General features: G+C 61.1%; 18 protein-coding genes. 8 read left to right on the plus strand and 10 right to left on the minus strand.

Annotated elements, in window-relative coordinates; genetic code table 11:
- Window positions 1-11: 11 nt before the first annotated feature.
- A complete protein-coding gene (locus ACIQUH_RS26570) occupies window positions 12-764 on the plus strand; it encodes a polysaccharide deacetylase family protein (RefSeq protein WP_003519936.1) in 753 nt (250 codons plus the stop codon).
- A 55-nt stretch (window positions 765-819) separates the two neighbouring features.
- On the opposite strand, the gene ACIQUH_RS26575 is transcribed toward ACIQUH_RS26570, so the two are convergent.
- Together ACIQUH_RS26575 and ACIQUH_RS26580 are read right to left on the minus strand one after the other, a co-directional pair.
- Window positions 820-1,470: a helix-turn-helix transcriptional regulator gene (locus ACIQUH_RS26575; protein WP_400820919.1), complete on the minus strand. Its 651-nt coding sequence runs from the start codon at window positions 1,468-1,470 to the stop codon at window positions 820-822.
- 111 nt (window positions 1,471-1,581) lie between these two features.
- Complete coding sequence (locus ACIQUH_RS26580; protein WP_035265127.1) at window positions 1,582-2,232, minus strand: response regulator transcription factor; 651 nt, start codon at window positions 2,230-2,232, stop codon at window positions 1,582-1,584.
- Between the two features lie 243 nt (window positions 2,233-2,475).
- Between ACIQUH_RS26580 and ACIQUH_RS26585 the strand changes: the two genes are divergently transcribed.
- Both ACIQUH_RS26585 and ACIQUH_RS26590 read left to right on the plus strand, forming a co-directional pair.
- Window positions 2,476-2,829 (plus strand): DUF952 domain-containing protein, encoded by a 354-nt coding sequence (locus ACIQUH_RS26585; RefSeq protein ID WP_400820922.1) that lies wholly within the window; start codon window positions 2,476-2,478, stop codon window positions 2,827-2,829.
- Window positions 2,829-3,920, plus strand: a complete 1,092-nt coding sequence (locus ACIQUH_RS26590) for a quinone-dependent dihydroorotate dehydrogenase (protein WP_400820924.1) — start codon at window positions 2,829-2,831, stop codon at window positions 3,918-3,920. The genes ACIQUH_RS26585 and ACIQUH_RS26590 overlap by 1 nt, the downstream gene beginning before the upstream one ends.
- A 222-nt stretch (window positions 3,921-4,142) precedes the next feature.
- On the opposite strand, the gene ACIQUH_RS26595 is transcribed toward ACIQUH_RS26590, so the two are convergent.
- Together ACIQUH_RS26595 and ACIQUH_RS26600 are read right to left on the minus strand one after the other, a co-directional pair.
- On the minus strand, window positions 4,143-4,640 hold the full coding sequence (locus ACIQUH_RS26595; protein ID WP_400820927.1) for a CAP domain-containing protein: 498 nt from the start codon (window positions 4,638-4,640) through the stop codon (window positions 4,143-4,145).
- A gap of 1 nt (window position 4,641) precedes the next feature.
- Window positions 4,642-4,908 (minus strand): DUF6460 domain-containing protein, encoded by a 267-nt coding sequence (locus ACIQUH_RS26600; RefSeq protein ID WP_003493739.1) that lies wholly within the window; start codon window positions 4,906-4,908, stop codon window positions 4,642-4,644.
- Window positions 4,909-5,077: 169 nt separating this feature from the next.
- Here ACIQUH_RS26600 and ACIQUH_RS26605 point away from each other — a divergent pair, with 169 nt between their 5' ends.
- The 3 genes from ACIQUH_RS26605 to ACIQUH_RS26615 all read left to right on the plus strand — a co-directional run bounded on the left by ACIQUH_RS26605 (window position 5,078) and on the right by ACIQUH_RS26615 (window position 7,580).
- Entirely contained in the window at window positions 5,078-6,019 is a 942-nt protein-coding gene (locus ACIQUH_RS26605) for a methyltransferase domain-containing protein (protein ID WP_400820931.1), read from the plus strand.
- 134 nt (window positions 6,020-6,153) lie between these two features.
- Window positions 6,154-6,765, plus strand: coding sequence for a YitT family protein (locus ACIQUH_RS26610; protein WP_400820969.1), 612 nt, complete (start codon window positions 6,154-6,156; stop codon window positions 6,763-6,765).
- Window positions 6,766-6,938: 173 nt separating this feature from the next.
- A complete protein-coding gene (locus ACIQUH_RS26615; RefSeq protein WP_400820933.1) occupies window positions 6,939-7,580 on the plus strand; it encodes a YitT family protein in 642 nt (213 codons plus the stop codon).
- Window positions 7,581-7,605: 25 nt separating this feature from the next.
- Here the strand turns inward: ACIQUH_RS26615 and ACIQUH_RS26620 are convergent, their stop codons facing one another.
- Both ACIQUH_RS26620 and ACIQUH_RS26625 read right to left on the minus strand, forming a co-directional pair.
- A complete protein-coding gene (locus tag ACIQUH_RS26620) occupies window positions 7,606-8,067 on the minus strand; it encodes a carboxymuconolactone decarboxylase family protein (protein ID WP_400820936.1) in 462 nt (153 codons plus the stop codon).
- A 105-nt stretch (window positions 8,068-8,172) separates the two neighbouring features.
- A complete protein-coding gene (locus ACIQUH_RS26625; RefSeq protein WP_400820937.1) occupies window positions 8,173-8,676 on the minus strand; it encodes an RrF2 family transcriptional regulator in 504 nt (167 codons plus the stop codon).
- A 50-nt stretch (window positions 8,677-8,726) separates the two neighbouring features.
- Between ACIQUH_RS26625 and ACIQUH_RS26630 the strand changes: the two genes are divergently transcribed.
- Window positions 8,727-11,318: a ligase-associated DNA damage response DEXH box helicase gene (locus ACIQUH_RS26630; RefSeq protein WP_400820940.1), complete on the plus strand. Its 2,592-nt coding sequence runs from the start codon at window positions 8,727-8,729 to the stop codon at window positions 11,316-11,318.
- A gap of 28 nt (window positions 11,319-11,346) precedes the next feature.
- Window positions 11,347-12,075 carry a ligase-associated DNA damage response endonuclease PdeM gene (gene pdeM / locus ACIQUH_RS26635; protein ID WP_400820942.1) on the plus strand — a complete coding sequence of 243 codons (729 nt, stop codon included), beginning with the start codon at window positions 11,347-11,349 and terminating at the stop codon, window positions 12,073-12,075.
- 78 nt (window positions 12,076-12,153) lie between these two features.
- Here pdeM and ACIQUH_RS26640 read toward each other — a convergent pair whose 3' ends face one another.
- The 4 genes from ACIQUH_RS26640 to podJ form a co-directional block, all read right to left on the minus strand.
- Window positions 12,154-12,591, minus strand: coding sequence for a universal stress protein (locus ACIQUH_RS26640; protein ID WP_003522788.1), 438 nt, complete (start codon window positions 12,589-12,591; stop codon window positions 12,154-12,156).
- 158 nt (window positions 12,592-12,749) lie between these two features.
- On the minus strand, window positions 12,750-13,577 hold the full coding sequence (locus tag ACIQUH_RS26645) for a TIGR02186 family protein (RefSeq protein WP_400820945.1): 828 nt from the start codon (window positions 13,575-13,577) through the stop codon (window positions 12,750-12,752).
- Complete coding sequence (locus ACIQUH_RS26650) at window positions 13,574-14,500, minus strand: sulfite exporter TauE/SafE family protein (protein ID WP_400820947.1); 927 nt, start codon at window positions 14,498-14,500, stop codon at window positions 13,574-13,576. Before ACIQUH_RS26650 ends, ACIQUH_RS26645 begins: the two co-directional genes overlap by 4 nt.
- Before the next feature lie 263 nt (window positions 14,501-14,763).
- The gene (gene podJ / locus ACIQUH_RS26655) at window positions 14,764-18,501 is read right to left on the minus strand and encodes a cell division protein PodJ (RefSeq protein WP_400820950.1); all 3,738 of its coding nucleotides are present in this window, start codon (window positions 18,499-18,501) and stop codon (window positions 14,764-14,766) included.
- Between the last annotated feature and the right edge of the window lie 135 nt (window positions 18,502-18,636).

Raw genomic sequence — 18,636 nt, forward strand, 5'->3', positions numbered from 1 at the left:
GGGGGCTTTGTATGACGCAAAAAATCGGGACTTTTACAGACCGGATCAATAACCGGCTGGTGCGCTATTTTCCGGGACCGGCGGTGCGGATCGAAACATCCGAACCGATCGTGTCCTTCACATTCGACGATGTGCCGGCGAGCGCCTGGACGGCGGGTGCGCGCATTCTGGAAAACGAGGGCGTTTGCGGCACGTTTTACATCGCCGGCGTGTTTATCGACCAATACGATGGACAGCAGCAGATGATTTCCGCGAAAGGCTGCTCGGAACTGGCGGCGGCCGGCCATGAGCTCGCCTGCCACACCTTTTCCCATCGCAAACTTTCGAGCTTTTCCCGACGGGGGCTGGAAGAGGATCTCGATCGCAATGACCGCGTGCTCGGCTCGTTCGATGCAAGCCGCCACGGGCGCAATTTCTCCGTTCCCTTCGGCATGGCCTCACCGGTCATGCAACCGCTGTTGCGACGCCGGTTCAGGACGGCGCGCGGCATCATGCCAGGGATTAACCGGGGCAGTGTCGACCCGCATAATCTTGCCGCAGTCGAGTTGCGTTCGGATCAAAACTACCTCGACGCTGCCGATGGCTGGCTGGAGGATGTTCTGCAAAAAGGCGGCTGGCTCATCATCTTCACCCATGATGTTTCGCAGACGCCGAGCTTCTACGGTTGTCCGGAAGGCAGATTTCAGGGTCTCGTCCGCAGGGCGGTGTCGGGAGGCGCGAAGATCATGACGGTCGATGCCGCCGCAAGGACACTCGGTCTTTAAACGAATATTCTCAGCGCGCGTACCCGGTCGATCCCGCGGAAAACGCAGTTGAGGATTATTGGCTGGCCCAGATGATACGGGCGATCCATTCCACCTCGGCCATGTCGAAGCTGCGGTTCGGATGTTCCGGGTTGAGCGAAAGAAGCTCGATGTTTTTAGGGCTTTGCCGCGCCAGCACCTTGGCCATCACTTCGCCATCGCGGCTTTTCAGCACTACGCGGTCGCCGCGCCGCACCTGCGCGCCGGGCTCCACGATGAGGATGTCGCCGTCACGGTAAAGCGGCATCATGCTCTCGCCCTGCACCTCCAGCGCATAGACACCCTGTTTGCGCTCGGGAGAGGAGGGGAACTCCACCACATCCCAGCCCTGACCCGCCGGAAAACCGCCATCGTCGAAAAAGCCGCCCGAACCCGCCTGCGCGAAACCGAGCAGGGGAATGGCGTTGTCGGCACCGGAAGGCTGCATCGTTTGCGCCCTGCCGAAAGCATAACCGAAAAACTGGTCGACGCTTGCCCCCGTCGCCTCCAGCACCTTGGAGACGGATTCCGTTGAAGGCCAGCGTTTGCGGCCATCCGGGCCGAAACGTTTCGATTTGTTGAACGAGGTGGGATCGAGACCGGCGCGTTTCGCCAATGCCGAAGGCGTCAGCTGGTGGCGTTCGGCAAGCGTATCGATGGCGCTCCAGATCGTCTCGTGTGACAGCATGATAGAAAGCCCGCAAGTGGAGCCGATAGCGGAAAGCTCCTGTCGTTTACTGACCGGAATCTAGACCAAATCCAGTCAGGAGTAAAGCAAGGAAAGGAATAAAATCCTTTTCTATGCCACCATGGCGGATGTGTTGATCTTGGCGAGCTGGATCACCGCCTGGGTGCGGCTGTCGACCTTGAGCTTCAGCAGGATCGCGGAGACATGCGCTTTGATGGTGGCTTCGGAAACATTGAGTTCATAGGCGATCTGCTTGTTCAGCAACCCTTCGGCCAGCATGCCCAGAACCCGGCTTTGCTGCGGCGTCAACGTTCTGAGCCGGCCAATGAGATCCGCCACGTCAGGATCCTGTTCCTTATCGCCCTGATGACCCGCCGGTATCCAGACGTCGCCTTCCAGAACCGCGCGGATACCATCTCTGATATCGTCGATACCAGAGGATTTGGAAATGAAACCGGAAGCGCCGAGTTCGATGGAGCGGCGCACGGTGGTCGCATCGTCGGTTGCCGAAACGATGACGATCGGCAGGCTGGAGAATTCCGCCCGGAGCGCCATCAGGCCTGAAAATCCGCTCACCCCCGGCATGGCGAGGTCGAGAAGCATGAGATCGGCGTCGTTGCGCGCTGCGGCCGCGCTTCGGGCGGCCTCGAAATCCCCGGCTTCAATAATGCTCTGTTGCCCATCGAGGCCGGATACGGCCTGTTTCAGGGCGCCGCGAAAAAGCGGGTGGTCATCTGCGATGATAATGACAAGTTCCGACATTCTGGCCCCCTCCCAAGGGCGTTATGCGGTTCTTTTTATGATACTGGCTCACTCCCATTTGCCGGTGGTCGAAACACATCCGGCTCCTCCGCCAAAGGTTGCGCCAATCGGTCCCGCATTACAAGGAAAAGCTTGTGGACATGCGGTCTTTCGGGCTCTGCGCAATAAAAATGCCGTGGAAACTGTGGACAATCTTCGAGCTTTGCGGCAAATCCCGCTGAGTGGAAAGCCTTGGAGAGCCCTATGCAGGAAACGCCCGCGATCATCTATAAAATCGTGCCGGAGACGTTGTGGAGTGCGGCAAAGGCGAAGGGCGTCTTCGAAGGCGCGGCCATCGATTTCACCGACGGTTTCATTCATTTTTCGACGGCAAAGCAGGTGGCCGAAACCGCCGCGCGGCATTTTTCCGGCCAGGTCGATCTGCTTCTGATCGCGGTCGACGGCGCGGCGCTTGGCGACAAGCTGGTCTATGAACCTTCCAGAGGCGGCGATCTCTTTCCTCACCTCTATGCGTCTCTTCCCTTGACCGCCGTGCTTTGGGAAACGCCGCTTTCGCTCGGTCACGATGGCCAGCACCAGTTTCCGGAGATTTTGTGATGAGCGGATTATTTTCCTCGATCGGCCGCAAGGGCCTGTTTCTGGTCGATCCGGAAAAGGCGCATGGGCTGTCCATCGCGGCGCTGAAAAGCGGCTTCCTGCCCACCTGCATGGTGCCGCATGATCCGCGTCTGCAGCAGACGGTGGCGGGCCTCGTCTTTCCCAATCCGCTTGGCATGGCGGCGGGTTACGACAAAAATGCGGAAGTCCCGGGGCCGCTTCTGAGGCTCGGTTTCGGCTTTACCGAAATCGGTACCGTCACGCCCAAGGCGCAATCGGGCAATCCCAAACCGCGCATCTTCCGTCTGGTGGAGGATGAAGGCGTCATCAACCGCCTCGGTTTCAACAATGAAGGCCATGCCGCGGCGCTGGAACGTCTGAAGCAGGCAAAGCTGCGTGGCATCGTCGGCGTGAATATCGGTGCCAACAAGGATAGCGAAGACCGCATCGCCGATTATGTGCAGGGCATCGAGGCGTTTTATTCGGTCGCGTCCTATTTCACCGTCAATATTTCTTCGCCCAACACGCCCGGCCTGCGTGACCTGCAGGCGCGGGAAAGCCTTGCCGCCCTTCTCGCGGCCGTGCTGGAGCGTCGCAAGGCGGAGGCCGAACGTTTCGGCAAACGCATTCCGGTCTTCCTCAAGATCGCCCCCGATCTGACCGAAGAGGGGTTGGACGACGTCGCCGAAGAGGCACTCGCCCATGATCTCGATGGCCTGATCGTCTCGAACACCACCCTCTCGCGTGAAGGCCTGCGACCCGGCCCGTACAAGGGCGAGGCTGGCGGCCTGTCGGGCAAGCCGCTGTTCGAGCTTTCCACCACGGTTCTCGCCAAGATGCGCCGCCGGGTCGGCGACAACCTGCCGATCGTCGGTGTCGGTGGCGTTTCATCCGCAGAGACGGCTTTGGAAAAGGTGAGGGCGGGGGCCGATCTCGTGCAGCTTTATTCCTGCATGGTCTATGAAGGTCCCGGCTTGCCCTCGGCGATCGTCAAGGGCCTGTCGAAGCTGGTCGCCCGCGAGGGCGTGCAGTCCATTCGCGAGCTGCGCGACAGCGCGGTGGACCGCTGGGCGGATCGCAAGCTCGGCTGAGCGTGGTTTGACGGAGCGCGTTGCTATTCCGTCAAGAAGCATCTTTCTTGCGCTATCCTATCCTCACCCCTGTTCCCCGGAACAAGTCCGAGGATGTCACACGGATCCAGCCAGCCCAAGTCCTTGGGCTGAAACGACTCTTCCCGCCGCGCAGACGCACGTCGGCTGGATTCCTGTGACGAGCAAGGAATGAGGGAAGAGGATGGTTCCCGCCGCTTTACCTCAGGCGCAGAGCACCATAGCCCAATACGGCCGGTTGCGGCTGGCCGCGTCATAGGCGACCGCGACGCCGAGGCCATTATAGGGCCCGAGCATGTTTTCGAGATGGTGTTGCGAGCCGATCCAGGCCTTCACCACCCGCTCGACGCTATCCTGCCCGGCGGCCACGTTTTCCGCTGCCGGAAGCGGCACATTGCCGTCTTTCATGCGGATCAGGAAACTGTCGGTCAGGCCGATCAGATGCGCCATCTTCTGGGCCTTGACCATGCGGCCGGCCTGATAGGCGGCGGCACCGCTGGCTGCCCCATTGATGGCGAGCGGCGAAAGCCCCTTGGAGCGGCGCAGATCATTGACCATGGGAAGGGCCGCCGCCGTCTCGTCGCGGGTGCCTGATGGCATGCCCTTGTTGGTGGGCATGGACACGCAGGCGGAAAGAACGGAACCGGCGGAAAGCAGCACGAAACCGCGCCGGGTAAGCGTCTGAAGCGAAGTATCGGTCATGTCAGCGGCGGTAGCTCAGAAGGCGCAGGATGATGAAAACGGGAATGACGATCGTGGCCCCGAGGATCAGATAGTCGCCGATCGCGCCCAGCGCATGGAAACCGCTGCGCCATAGGTCGACCACGAAATCCCGCGCGCCATAGATGATGTTCCATGGCGTCAATCCGAAGATAGCCATCAGAAAGCCGACGAGCAATGAAACCACCAGCAGCTTCACAACGGTGCGGGCCACCGTGTCACCCAGCATTTTGTTGACCTCACCGGCCATCAGCACGTCTCCTGTTTTGTCCTGACATATGAAGCACGACGCTTCGATGCAAGTTTCGGCGCACTATATCGCGTCATATTCGCCAATTCCACGCAGGGGCCATGAAATAGGACTTGAGTTTTTTTATGGCTTGATAAATGACAGCCGGCATCTTCTCAGGAAATCATTGATGGCCCCAAACCAGTTTTCTTCCGGTGACGTCATTGCCGACCGCCGGGCCGACTATGCCCGCATGTTGGCGGAAGGCGGTGACTATCCCGCCGCCGCCGAACTTATGGAACAGGCGCTGGAACTTGCGCCACGGTGGACGGCGGGTTGGTTTCGCTTCGGGGAGTATCACGAAAAAGCGGGGGAGACCGCAAAAGCTATAGCGGCTTACGAGAAGGTCGCCGAACTGGATACGGAAGGGCTGTTTGCAGCCGAGCTGAAACTCGCGGTTCTCGGCGCCGCCGAAACACCGGAGCAACCGCCGAGCCGCTATGTGGAAGGGCTCTTCGACGACTACGCCGACCGTTTCGAAACCTCGCTCGTGGAAAAGCTGGACTACAGCGTGCCGCAAAAGCTGGCGGAACTGATCGGCAAGGCTGCGGATAGCGACGTCTTCGACACCATCATCGATATTGGCTGCGGCACGGGCCTGCTCGGGGTTGAAATCCGCCCTTTCTCGAAACGGCTGGAAGGTTTCGATATTTCCCAGAACATGCTGGCCAAGGCGGAGGAAAAGGGTCTTTACGACTATCTCGGCCAGGCCGATCTTTCGCTTGAGGCGCATATCTCAGGTTTGTTCCCTCCGGCATTGGTAGAGCACCGCGCCGACCTCGTCGCCGCCGCCGATGTGATGATGTATCTCGGCAGTCTCGAAACCGTCATGCCGCTCGTTTCCGCCCTGCTCGCACCTTCAGGCTTTTTCGCCTTTTCGGTGGAGGATGCGGGGGAGGAAGACGGTTTCGTGTTGCGGGAGTCCCTTCGTTACGCCCATTCGAAAAGCTACGTGACCGAGCTTCTTGAGCGGACGGGCTTCTCCCTCATCGAAATCCGCAAAACCACCATTCGCAAGGATGCCGGAAAACCCCTTTCCGGCATTCTTTTTCTTGCCCGCGCCAAAGCCTGAACATTCCGTTTCTTGCCATTTTTACGATAGGTCAGGCTTCCTTACGTATCCATCTTGCTCAGACGTTTTTTGCAGTGCAAAATATGCCTGAACCTGGGGAAAAAAGCGTGAGCAGAACGAGAAGCGTTTACGGCATGTGGAGTTCCGATCCGGCCAGACATGCGCCGGTGGAGGACGTGCAGGGCATCATCACCGGTGCCATTGTGTCGGCGCTTGGCTTTTATCTCCTGAACAAGGTCGGCCTTCTGACCGGCGGCACCGCCGGCGTCGCTTTCCTCCTTCATTATGCCTTCGGTATCAGCTTCGGCCTGCTGTTCTTCCTCGTCAATCTGCCGTTTTATTACCTGTCCTTCCGCCGCCTCGGCCTCGCTTTCTCCTTCAAGACATTCATCGCCATCGGCCTCGTTTCGGTGCTGACGGAAGTGGAGGCGCGCTGGATGGTGATCGACAGCATCAATCCGCTCTGGGCGGCGCTGCTTGGCGGTCTGCTTCTGGGTTATGGTTTGCTGGCGCTTTATCGCCATCGCGCCAGCTTGGGCGGAATCGGCATTCTCGCCATCTATATTCAGGACCGTTTCGGCATCCGCGCCGGTCTGATCCAGCTTGCCTTCGATGCCTTCGTCATGCTCTGCGCCTTCCTCGTCATAGATCCGGCCACGGTCGTTTATTCGATTGTCGGCGCTTTCGTTCTCAACATGTTTCTCGCCATCAATCACCGCTCGGATAGATACATCGTCGTGCGTTGAGCAAAGGTGTTGAAATCCGGAGTGCTTCGGCGCAATAGAGCATTTCCAGGAAAAGTGGAACCCGGTTTTCCGTCCGGAAATGCGCGAAAACAAAGAGTTAGAGTGTTTTCGCGTTTCGAGGAAAAGCGAAAGAACGCGAGTTCGGCAGGGGCCGAAAGTCAGGGGAAAAGGGCATGGACGATACGAGCGCACGCAGGCGTCTGAACCTTTGGGTCTCGGCGCCGGATCGGCATTCATTGCTGGAAGACGCGCAGGGCGTTCTCGCCGGCAGCATGCTGGTTTCGCTCGGTGTCACGCTGTTTTCCGCTGCCGGCCTTTTGACGGGCGGCACGGTCGGTCTGGCATTTCTCGTGCATTACGGCACTGACCTCAGTTTCGGCACGGTCTTCTTCCTCGTCAATCTGCCGTTTTATTATCTCGCCTTCCGTCGCCTTGGCCTCGCCTTCACGGTCAAGACCTTCTGCGCCATCGCCATGACGGCGCTGCTGTCGGAATATATGCCCGGCTTTTTCGCCTTTCAGAGCATCAATCCGGTTGCTGCTGCACTTTTCGGCGGGCTGACGGTTGCTGCCGGCATGCTGGCATTGTTTCGCCACCGCACCAGCCTCGGCGGCTTCGGCATATTGGCGCTTTATCTGCAGGATCGTTTCGGCTGGCGCGCCGGCCTCGTGCAGCTCGCCTTTGACGGCATGGTGCTGGCCTGTTCGTTTTTCGTGGCCACACCTTTCGTCATCGTCTGCTCCGTCCTCGGCGCGCTGGTCATGAACCTCACGCTCGCCATCAATCACAGGAACGACCGCTACATCGCCATGTAGCGGTCGTCAGTTCGGGCTGCGGAGATCAGGCTGCCTTGGCCGCGGCTTCGACCGGATGCTGCGAACGGAAGCCGACGGCGATGCGGTTCCAGGTGTTGATGGTGCCGATGGCGACGGTGATCTTCACGATATCCTCGTCGGAAAAATGCGCCTTCAGTGTCTCGAAGGCGTCATCCGGGGCGCCGGTTTCGGCGATCTTCGTCACCGCGTCCACCCAGCCAAGCAGGGCTCTTTCCTGTTCGGTATAAACGGGGGATTCCCGCCACACGCTCATCAGGTTGATCCATTGTTCGGAAAGCCCGTCATGGCGGCTTTCCTTCACATGCATATCCACGCAGAAGGCACAGCCGTTGATGATAGAGGCGCGCAGCTTGATGAGGTGAACGAAGCGGCGCTCGAGCCCGCTGCCCTGAACGTAATTTTCCAGCGCCATGACGGCCTTGAAGGCTTCGGGGGATGCTTTGGCATAGTTGATGCGGGTTTTCATGGGTCTCTCCATTGGTTGGGTCTATTGGAAGTCATGCATCATCGCTCCGGAAAGCGGCGAAGCTCTCCGGTGTAGCTCGGTCTCTTCGGGTGCCTGTTTCCGGCTTCAGCGCGCCGCTGTCTTACGCTCGTTCAGCTCCAGAAAGGCGCAGCCGCGCGCGGCAATCCCGCCATCATCATTGGCGGCGAGATCGCCGAGAATGTCGGCGATGGTGGTCTTTGCGAGCTCCGCCCGATAGGCTTTCTCCGCTTTCAGCATCGCGGCGTTGATGCCGCAGGGCCTGGTGAAATAACGCCCCGGCAAGGGGTTCGGCCCGCGCTGGCGGATTTCCGCGCAGCGGAAAGCGGGCTGCGGCCCTTCCACAGCCAGCACGATATCCAGCAGCGTGATCGCGTCGGTCGTCCGGGCTAGACGATAACCGCCCTTCGGCCCCGATACGGTGGCGACTATGCCGGCATTGGACAGCGACTGCAGGTGTTTCAGAAGATAGCTCGTGGAAACACCATGGAATTCAGCCAGCGCGGCCGCCGACAGCACACCGCCTTTGGAAAGCCCTGCCAGCATGCCGACGCTGTGAATGGCCTGTTCCACGCCGTCACCGAGTTTCATCCGGCTTGCCCCTGTGTGGTTTGCGTCATAATCATGGATATTATTTATCCATGATTATGCTTTCCTGTCAAGCGGCCCCGTTATGCCCTTCTTTTTCGCAGGGTTTTCACTACCTTGAAGAGGTGAAACATACCGAGTCCCCCATTTCCGGCACCCATGTCGGCGCCTTGCCCCTTCCATTCCAGAAATGGTTTGCCGAAAAGGGGTGGTCTCCGCGCGCCCACCAATTGGAATTGATGGCGCGGGCACGCGGCGGTGAAAACATGCTGCTGATTGCACCGACGGGCGCCGGCAAGACGCTGGGCGGCTTCATGGCTTCGCTCACCGATCTGGCGGAGCGCGGCAAGGTTCCGCCTGGCTCCGGTTTTGTCGGCGTGCACACGCTCTATATCTCACCGCTGAAGGCGCTCGCGGTGGATATCGAACGCAATCTCACCAGGCCCGTCTCCGAAATGGGCTTGCCGATTTCCATCGAAACACGAACAGGCGATACGCCGCAGGGCAAACGCCAGCGCCAGAAGATCAAGCCGCCGGATATTCTGCTGACGACGCCGGAACAGGTCTCGCTGCTGCTCGCCAACAAGGAGGCCGAGCGCTTTTTCCGTGACCTGAAATATGTGGTGCTGGACGAGCTGCATTCGCTCGTCACCTCCAAACGCGGCCATCTGCTGTCGCTGGCGCTCGCCCGGGTGCGCCGGCACGCGCCCGATGTGCGCTTTATCGGCCTTTCGGCCACGGTGGCGGAGCCGATGGACTTGCGTCGTTATCTCGCCCCGCAGGGGCAGGGTGAGCCGCCCGCTGGCCTCATCACCGTCGAAGGCGGGGCAAAGCCGGACATTGCCATCCTGCATACGGAAGAGCGCATTCCATGGTCCGGCCATTCGGCGCGTTACGCCATGAAGGATCTCTATGCCGCGTTGAAGGAGCATCAGACGACGCTGATCTTCGTCAACACCCGCTCGCAGGCGGAGCTGATCTTTCAGGAACTCTGGACCATCAATGACGACAATCTGCCGATCGCGCTGCATCACGGCTCGCTGGATGCCGGCCAGCGCCGACGGGTGGAAGCGGCCATGGCGGAAAACAAGTTGCGCGCCGTCGTCGCCACCTCCACGCTCGATCTCGGCATAGACTGGGGCGATGTCGACCTTGTCGTGCATGTCGGCGCGCCGAAGGGTGCAAGTCGTCTTGCCCAGCGCATCGGCCGCGCCAATCACCGCATGGATGAGCCGTCAAAGGCGATCCTCGTTCCCGCCAACCGTTTCGAGGTGATGGAGTGCCGGGCAGCACTGGACGCCAATTACATCGGCGCTCAGGATACGCCGCCGATTGCCGAGGGCGCGCTCGATGTTCTCGCCCAGCACGTGCTCGGCATGGCCTGCGCCGAACCCTTCGATGCGGACGATCTCTACCGCGAAGTGACCAGCGCCTCGCCCTATGCCGATCTGCCGCGCACCACCTTTGACCGGGTGGTGGATTTCACCGCCACCGGCGGTTACGCGCTGCGCACCTATGAGCGTTACGCCCGTATCCGTCGGATGAAGGATGGTCGCTGGCGGGTCTCCAATCCGGCGGTGGCACAACAATATCGCCTGAACCTCGGCACCATCGTCGAGGCGGCGGAACTCAATGTCCGCATGGTCAAGCGCAACGCCAAGGGCACGGTCGGCCGCGGCGGCATGTCGCTCGGCAAGGTCGAGGAATATTTCCTCGAGCAGCTGGTGCAGGGCGATACGTTCCTCTTTGCCGGAAAGGTCCTGCGCTTCGAAGGTATCAGGGAGAATGAATGTCTGGTCTCGCAGGCCTTCTCCATGGATCCGAAGATTCCTTCCTATGCCGGCGGCAAGTTTCCGCTTTCCACCTATCTCGCCGATCAGGTGCGTTCCATGCTCTCGGACCCGGCGCGCTGGCACGCTTTGCCGGATCAGGTGCGCGACTGGCTGGCGATCCAGAAGGAAAAATCGATCATCCCGAAGCGCGACGAGCTGCTGGTCGAGACCTTCCCCTTCCGCAAGCGTTTCTTCATGGTCATGTATCCCTTTGAGGGGCGCTTGGCGCATCAGACGCTCGGCATGCTGCTCACCCGGCGGCTGGAGCGGGCCGGCGCCAAGCCCATGGGTTTCGTCGCCACCGATTATTCGCTTGCCATCTGGGCCATGGAGGATATTGGCATGCGGCTGAAATCCCGCCGCCTGTCGCTGGCGGACCTTCTCGATGAGGATATGCTGGGCGACGATCTGGAGGCGTGGCTGGACGAATCCTTCATGCTGAAACGCACCTTCCGCAACTGCGCCGTCATTTCCGGCCTTATCGAACGCCGCCATCCGGGCAAGGAAAAGACCGGCCGACAGGTCACGGTCTCCGCCGATCTTATTTATGACGTTCTTCGCAGCCATGAGCCGGATCATATTCTGCTGGAAGCGACGCGGCGCGATGCGGCGGCGGGACTTTTGGATATTGGCCGTCTTGGCGATATGCTGAAGCGAATCAAGGGTCACACCACCCATCGCGCGCTGGAACATGTCTCGCCGCTTGCCGTTCCGGTGATGCTGGAAATCGGCCGCGAGACGGTGGCGGGCGAGGCGATGGACGATGTGCTGGCCGAAGCCGCCGACGAGCTGATCGCCGAGGCCATGTCCTGAGATACGCAATGAAGGAACGATCACAAAAGTGCTGAGCCGGCTGACATTGAGCGACCGATTTTCAAATGGCTTCGAATGCCTTGGCAGCGAAACCGCCATCAATGGCGTTGCCGGCTGGTGCGATCCTTTGGGCGGGCTCTACCTGCCGGACCTGTCGCTGCTCGTCGTCTCCGACCTGCATCTGGAAAAGGGTGCGGCCTTTGCGCGGCGCGGACGCATGCTGCCGCCCTATGACACCATCGCCACCCTCAAGATTCTCTCCTCGCTCGTCAGCCGCTACGATCCGAAGATCGTCGTCAGCCTCGGCGACAATTTCCACGACCGCGTCGGGTCGGAGCATCTGCCGCCCATGTTGCGCGAACTTATCCGCGAGATGGCCCGCGGCCGCGAATGGATATGGATCAACGGCAATCACGACCCCGATGGCACGGTTGATCTGCCGGGGTCCTCGGTGGACGAGATGTTTTACGGCAACCTCACCTTCCGCCACGAGCCGAAACCGGGCGATGCCGCCGGTGAAATCGCCGGTCACCTGCATCCCTCCGCCACCGTGCGTCGCCGCGAAAAGACGGTGCGACGCCCCTGTTTCGCCACCGACGGCTCAAGGCTTTTGATGCCGGCATTCGGGGTCATGAGCGGAGGGCTGGATTTGCGGCATAAGGCCATGCGCGGCCTGTTCGATCATGCCGCTCTCGTCGCGCATCTGATGGGGAGGGACCGCATCTATTCGGTGCGGTTTGCAAATCTGCTCGGCTGAGCGCATCGACGCTGTTGCCTCGTTGTTTTTACGCATTGTCCGGACGTAAAACCGCGACGCACTTTTACTGGAAACGCTCTATTGCCGGTAAACCAGCACCGGTATCTTCGAATTCTTCAGCACCTTGGCCGTGACGCTGCCGAGCAGCATTTCCACGAAGCTCCGGCGCCGGTGCGAGGCCATGGCGATGAGATCGCAGCCGCTCCTGTTGGCGGCTTCGATGATCGCCTCGTCGGGCCTTCCCGCCCGTGCCAAGAGCGCTTCGCAATCCAGCCCCATGGATGTTGCCTGCGCCTGCGTATCCCGAAGCAGATGCTCTGCTTCTTCGCAGCGGTGGAATTCCTCTTCTGCAATGGCGGCAATGTCCTCGACATCGCTGGCAATCACGTGAAAGGGTTCCGATACCGTCACGACGGTCACCTTTGCGCCTGCCTCCTTGGCGAGAGCGAACCCTTGGTCGATTGCGATCTGCGCCAGCGGCGAGCCATCGGTGGGAATGAGAATGTGCTTGAACATGACATTTCTCCTTTTCATCCCGGTCACAACCGCGCTTACCGCCATGATCTGCGTGCGTGGTTGTAACGCCTTGAATTTTACAGCAAACAGATGACGGAAGCGAATGCTATCTTTGGCGGAAAGGGCGGCCAGCGCCCGATTTTGGGGGATGAAACGGATCAGTCCTTGCGGAAGATGATGCTGGCGCCCCAGCCGGTCACGACGGCCAGCAGAACGCAGAGCGCGCCATAGGCAAGCGGCGTCTGATGCGCGGCGTCGGTGATCGCCTGTTCCATGCCGGTTTTGACGACGCGCAGCTTCAGTTCGCGCTGGGCGATGAATTTGCCGCTCTTGAAGAGATAGGCGCGGGCGGTGTGGACGCCATTCGGCACATTGGCGGGCAGGCGCAGCGTCGCCCAGAAAAGACCGGTGCGTTCCAGCCGCACCCCGGTCGTATCATTGCGATAGATGCCGCTCGAAAGCTTGAGCCGACGATAGGCTTCCTGGAAATCGAAGACATTGTCGGGCACGCCGGAGAAGACGGCGCTCTTGAGCGACAGATGGTCGACACCCAGCCCCATGGCGCGCAGAGTGCCGGGCGAGGCGACATCGCTGATATTGCGCGTGCTGGCCATGGAATAGGATTCCGGCAGCGGCGTGAAGGTGATGGCGCTGGTATTGATCCAGATGCCGGCGACCCGTTCCTTCTTGCGCACGGTCATATAGTCGCTCGGCCCTTCCAGCGTCACGACAATGTCGTACTGCCCGATGGCCAGCAGTAGCTGGTCGGTATTGTTCAGCGCACCGAAAAGCGTGAAATCCGCGCCGCGAAAATCCGAAGCGATGGGAATTTCCGTTGTCGACGCACCGATTTCGATATTTTCCTGCAGCGGCCGTTGCTGCGGACCGGGCAGCACGGCGAGCGGCGGTGTTTGCGCCGAAGCAGTTTGCCCGAGGACAAGACATGAGAACAGAGCAAGGGCGGCGAGCAGCAGGTGGCGGGTCAATAACCTAGCCCCCCGACGGCAACAGAAAACAGGTCTTCCGGGCGCACCACCAGCGATACCGCAAGGCGAAGCGCCACGGCGAGGACGAGGAGGGCGAGCAGCGCGCGCAATTGTTCACCGCGCAGTTTTTGACCCACCCGCACGCCATATTGCGCACCGATGACGCCAGCCACCATGAGGATGAAGGCCAGCACCACATCGACGGAATAGTTGGTCGCCGCCTGAACGACGGTCGTATAGGCGGTCACGAAGATGATCTGGAACAGCGAGGTGCCGACAACCACACTGGTGGGGATGCGCAGCAGATAGATCATCGCCGGCACCATGATGAAGCCGCCGCCGACACCCATGATCGAGGTGAGGATGCCGATGCCGAAGCCCAGCGCAACGACGGGAATGATGCTGAGGTAGATCTTCGATTTCTTGAACCGCATTTTCAGCGGCAGCCGGTGCACCCAGTTGTGGTGGCCCGGCCGGCGCAGCGTCACGGTTTCATTGCGGGCGGCGCGGCGCAGCGCCGAAATGCTTTCCTTCAGCATCAGCGCGCCAACAGTGCCGAGCAGGATGACATAGAGCAGCGAGACGATGAGATCGAGCTGGCCGATGCTGCGCAGGAAGGAGAATATCCACACGCCGACCGTCGCCCCGACCAGACCGCCGACAAGCAATACGCTGCCAAGCTTGACGTCGAGCGTGCCGCGCCGGAAATGCGTGATCGAGCCGGAGACGGAGGAGGCAACCACCTGGTTCGCACCGGTTGCCACGGCCACAACGGGGGGGATATTATAGAAGATCAGCAGCGGGGTAATCAGAAAGCCTCCGCCCACGCCGAACATGCCGGACAGAAAACCGACGGCCGCGCCCATGCCGAGAATGATGAAAATATTCACCGACAGTTCTGCGATCGGCAGATAGACAGTCACGGCTCGGACCTCGGGCAAATGGTTCCGGGCGGCAGGGCCTGTCCGGGTGTGGGGGCCGCGCCGCGATTTACACTTTCTGTCTGAAAAGATCGGGCATGCCCGGCCTTCATCCGTCATGCCCGCGAGGGCCTGACCTGTCAACATTCAACGGTAAATACGTTGATAATTTGGAAAGATAGCGGCCGTGTGTCGGCAACCGGCCACATTCCTGCGCCGGGCTGAGCGAAAGCGGCCATGGGGCCGCTTCGCCGGTTCTCGAAGGCCTATTTGTTGCGGGCGAGCAGCGCGGTCACCAGCTCGTTGGTGATACGGCCATCCGGCGTCTGACCCACGGACTTCTGGAAGTCCTTGATCGCTGTCACGGTGTTCTTGCCAAGCTTGCCATCCGGCTGGCCTGCGTCGAAACCGTTCTTGTTCAGAATGGCCTGAATGTTGCGGATCGCCTTTTCCATATCCACGGAGGCGGTCTTCACGCCCTCCTTGCCAGCCCATTCCTCGGGCGGGTTGACGCTGTTGGCATCGTCCGAAAGCGGTTTGACCTTCCACGCATCCACCTTGGCCTTGGCGCTCTGAAGCTGCTGCGGGCTCATCGCGCCGGCAACCTCATCGCGCTTCTGGGCGGCATCCGCGTCACCATCCTTGGCGGCAATGGCGAACCACTTGTAGGATTCTTCGATATCCTGCTTCACGCCGCTGCCGCGCGCATAAAGAATGGCGAGGTTGAACTGGCTGTCACGGACGCCGAGGTCGGAGGCCTTGATGAACCATTGTGCGGCGGCGGTGAAATCCGGCTGGCCGGCCGCGTCGGAGGCGAGCAGGACCGCGAGATTATGCATGGCGCCGGCATTGCCCTGTTCCGCGGCAAGCGTGTAATAGCGCTTCGCTTCGGGAAGGTTGCGCTCGACGCCGTTCGCCTTTTCGTAAAGATTGGCAAGACGATATTGCGCGGGCGCAAGGCCACGATCGGCCGCCATCTTGTACCACTTTGCCGCTTCCGCACGGTCTGCGGCAACGCCGCGGCCATCGGTGTAGCGCGCTGCGATCTCGAACAGCGCCTGTGTGTCGCCCTTGGCGGCGGCTTCGGCGAGCGATGCCGGCTCGATGCTGGCGGGAACCGCAATGGCGTCCTGCGCAGGGATAGTCGTGGTGGTGACCTCAGCCGGTTTCGGCCCTTCATTCTGCGCGACGGTGTCTGACTTTGCGGGATCCACGGCGGGAACATCGGCAACCGGCGGCTCATCCGGCAGCGGTGCGCCGCCGACGGTGCGGGGATCGATGGTGTTCTGCGCCGGCGCGGCGTTTTCGATGCTGTCTGCCGATGCGGCCTGTTCCGGATCGATGGCGAGATCGGACGGAATGGTCACGGCCTTGTCGCCGGTTTCGGGAAGTGCGGAAACCGGGCCATTCTCCATCTTCTGCTCGATGACCGGTGCCGGAGCTTCCGCGCCGCCGATCAGCGTCTTGACGAGCGGCATGGCCATCATTGCCAGAAGAATGGCGCCGATGCCGAGAAGCAGCGGGCGGCGATAACGCGAAAGCGCCGATGTGTCGCTCTTGCGGCCCTTCTTGCCGGAGTCCAGCTTCTCCGGCGATGTTTCCATGGCGGCGGCCTGCGCTGCACGGCGGGCGGCGGCGATGAAATCCGTCCGTCCTTCGGCGTCTGCAGCCTTGCCAGTCGCGGCCACCTGAGTGGCGCGCACGCGCTCGAGGATTTTCTTGATATCAGGCGCACCCGAACCCGGCTCCAGAAGTTCATTTTCCTGGCCAGCCGGCAGAACATCGATCGGATCGAGCGACGGGGCGGGCTCAACCTGGGTGCGGGCGGAGGAGGCCGAGACTGGCTCCTCAATGGTTTTGGCGGTTTTCGCCGTACCGGTCTTGAACCGTTTTGTCAGGCCGGCGAGCAGGCTCTTTTTTTCTGCCTTTGCGGGCTTTGCCGCGGCGGGCGGCACGATCGTTGCCGCGTCGTTTTCGCGGTCATCATCAAGAATGGCCTGCTCTTCGGCAATATAGCCTTCTTCCGGAAAGATTGCGGCCGGCATCGGCGCTTCTTCGCGGGCGGGGGTGACCATAGGCTGCGCGACGTTGCGGGGCGCCTCGTCGCGATAGGCGGGCGCGTTGTCGAGGTTGTCCAGCCGGCCGGCGATCTGCACCAGCGTTTCGTGCAGCGCTTCGAATGTCCGGTGCGTGCGCTCTTCGGTATTGCGGCTCAGGGCTTCGAGGTTGCGCAGATCGGTCGCAAGATCTGTTAGCATCGTCATGTCGGCGATGTTTGCGCCGGCCGAAAGATTGTTACGGGTATAAGCGTCGAGAACGGCCTCGGCCGCCTGCCGCGCCGCTTCGATGATATATTCATCGTTCGACGCCATGTAATCCTCGATCGCCGCCATGCGGGCATCGAGTTCAGGCGACATGCCCGTTGCCTGCATCTGCACCGGCTGGCTGATCAGCGTGGAGAGATGGGCGATCTGGTTTTCGAGGCTCGCCAGCGCGTGGCTGTCGGCCGGTGCGGCATGGGCGGTCTCGTCCAGACGGGCGGCGATAGTGCCGAGCCGCTCTTCCAGACGGGAAAAGGCGCTTTCGCTGAGACCGGATGCGGGCTGCGGCTGGCTATAGCGATAGTCGAGGTCCTCGATCCGTCGCGAGAGCGTGTCGAGCCGTTCTGCCAGGCCGTCATTGACCGCGCCGTGATCCAGCGCGTCGATCTTGCGGGAGATATCGCTGAGGAAGGACGTCAGTTCCGCCTGTTGCGAAGGGCGCTGCGAACGTTCCAGAAGCAGCGACAGTTGGTCGAGCCGCTCGTGCAGCTGCGCAGCGTCGCGGGCGGTGCTGAGTTCGTCGATCTTGCCGGAGAGCGCTTCGAGCCGGGCGGTGAGGTCAAGCGCCGGTTCCGGCTTGGCGGCGGCAAGGCGGTTGATGTCGCCGAGCTGTTCGGCAAGACCGTTCAGCCGGCTTTCCAGACGTTGCGCCAGTGCATTGTCCGTTGCCTGCGCATTGGTGCGCGTGCCGCTTGCGGCAATGGCGCGACTGATTTCGTCCAGCCGCTGGTCGAGACCGGAAAACTGTTCGGTAAAGGCGGCCTCGTTGGGCTGCATGTGCTTGCCGAGCTGCTCCACGGCGCTGGCAATGGTGATGAGCTTTTCCTCAAGCACGCGTACGGCGGGATTGTTGCTCATGCCGCCGAGCTGGGTCTTGATGTCATCGAGACGATAGGCGAGCGAAACGATCTCGTCCTGCAAGGAGGCCGCATCGAAACCGCGCAGCGTGTCTTCCACATTGTTCCAGCGGCTTTCGATCCGGTGAACGCTGTCTTCGCGCGCAAGCTGGTCGATGGTGAGGCGCAGGTCCTCGAATTCGTTGCGCAGCCCATAGGCGTCAGGAGATGCCAGGTTGCCGAGCTGGTCGATGCTGCCGGCCAGCCGCGCGATGTCGTCGCGCAGATCGCCGATGAATTGCTGGTCTTCCGCAACGGCGCGGATATTGCGGATTTCGGCGCGCAGCCCCTGCGCTTCGCGGGCAACGCCCTCGGTTATGTCGTGCTTCAGCTCATGGCGAAGATTGACGAGCGCCTGCGCGATCTCCTGCAGGGCTGCGTCATTGCGCTGCTGTTCCTGATAGGGCGGAATGGCGCGGGCGCGCGGCACGGGAGCAGCCGTTTGCTGGGTGTCTCGCGCGCGATATTCCGGCGCAAGCGGTCTGGTAATCGTCCGCTCCGGACGGGCGACGGGTTCCTGCGGGCGCTGGAAGCTCGCTTCGAGGAGGCGCTGGCGCTGGCGGATTTCGTTGACGGGATCGAGTTGCGGCGGCGTGACGGCGGTACGCTGCGCGGCATAGCTCTCGTTCTTTGGCTCGGGCTGGGCGCTCGCGGCCCGCGGGTCGCGCGGGAATTTCTGGCTCATCAGCCCCTCTATACGGGCTTCAAGGCCTTCAATGGTGCGATTGAGCGCATCAAGGGACGATCTGTCACTTGGCTGTTGGGTTTTCGATCGCAATCCGTTCATCTTTTCGCTCGCTTCGCTTCCGCCCGCCGTGCCCGGTTGTCTGTCGCGACGTTGCCTGTCTCACCACGCCGTCGCCGCAACATGCAGCAATTCTAGAGCCGGTATTTGCCCCCATGGAGGAAAATGCGCCGATGA

Origin of the sequence: Agrobacterium sp. NPDC090283, assembly GCF_044769685.1 — a bacterium.
Classification (GTDB): domain Bacteria; phylum Pseudomonadota; class Alphaproteobacteria; order Rhizobiales; family Rhizobiaceae; genus Agrobacterium.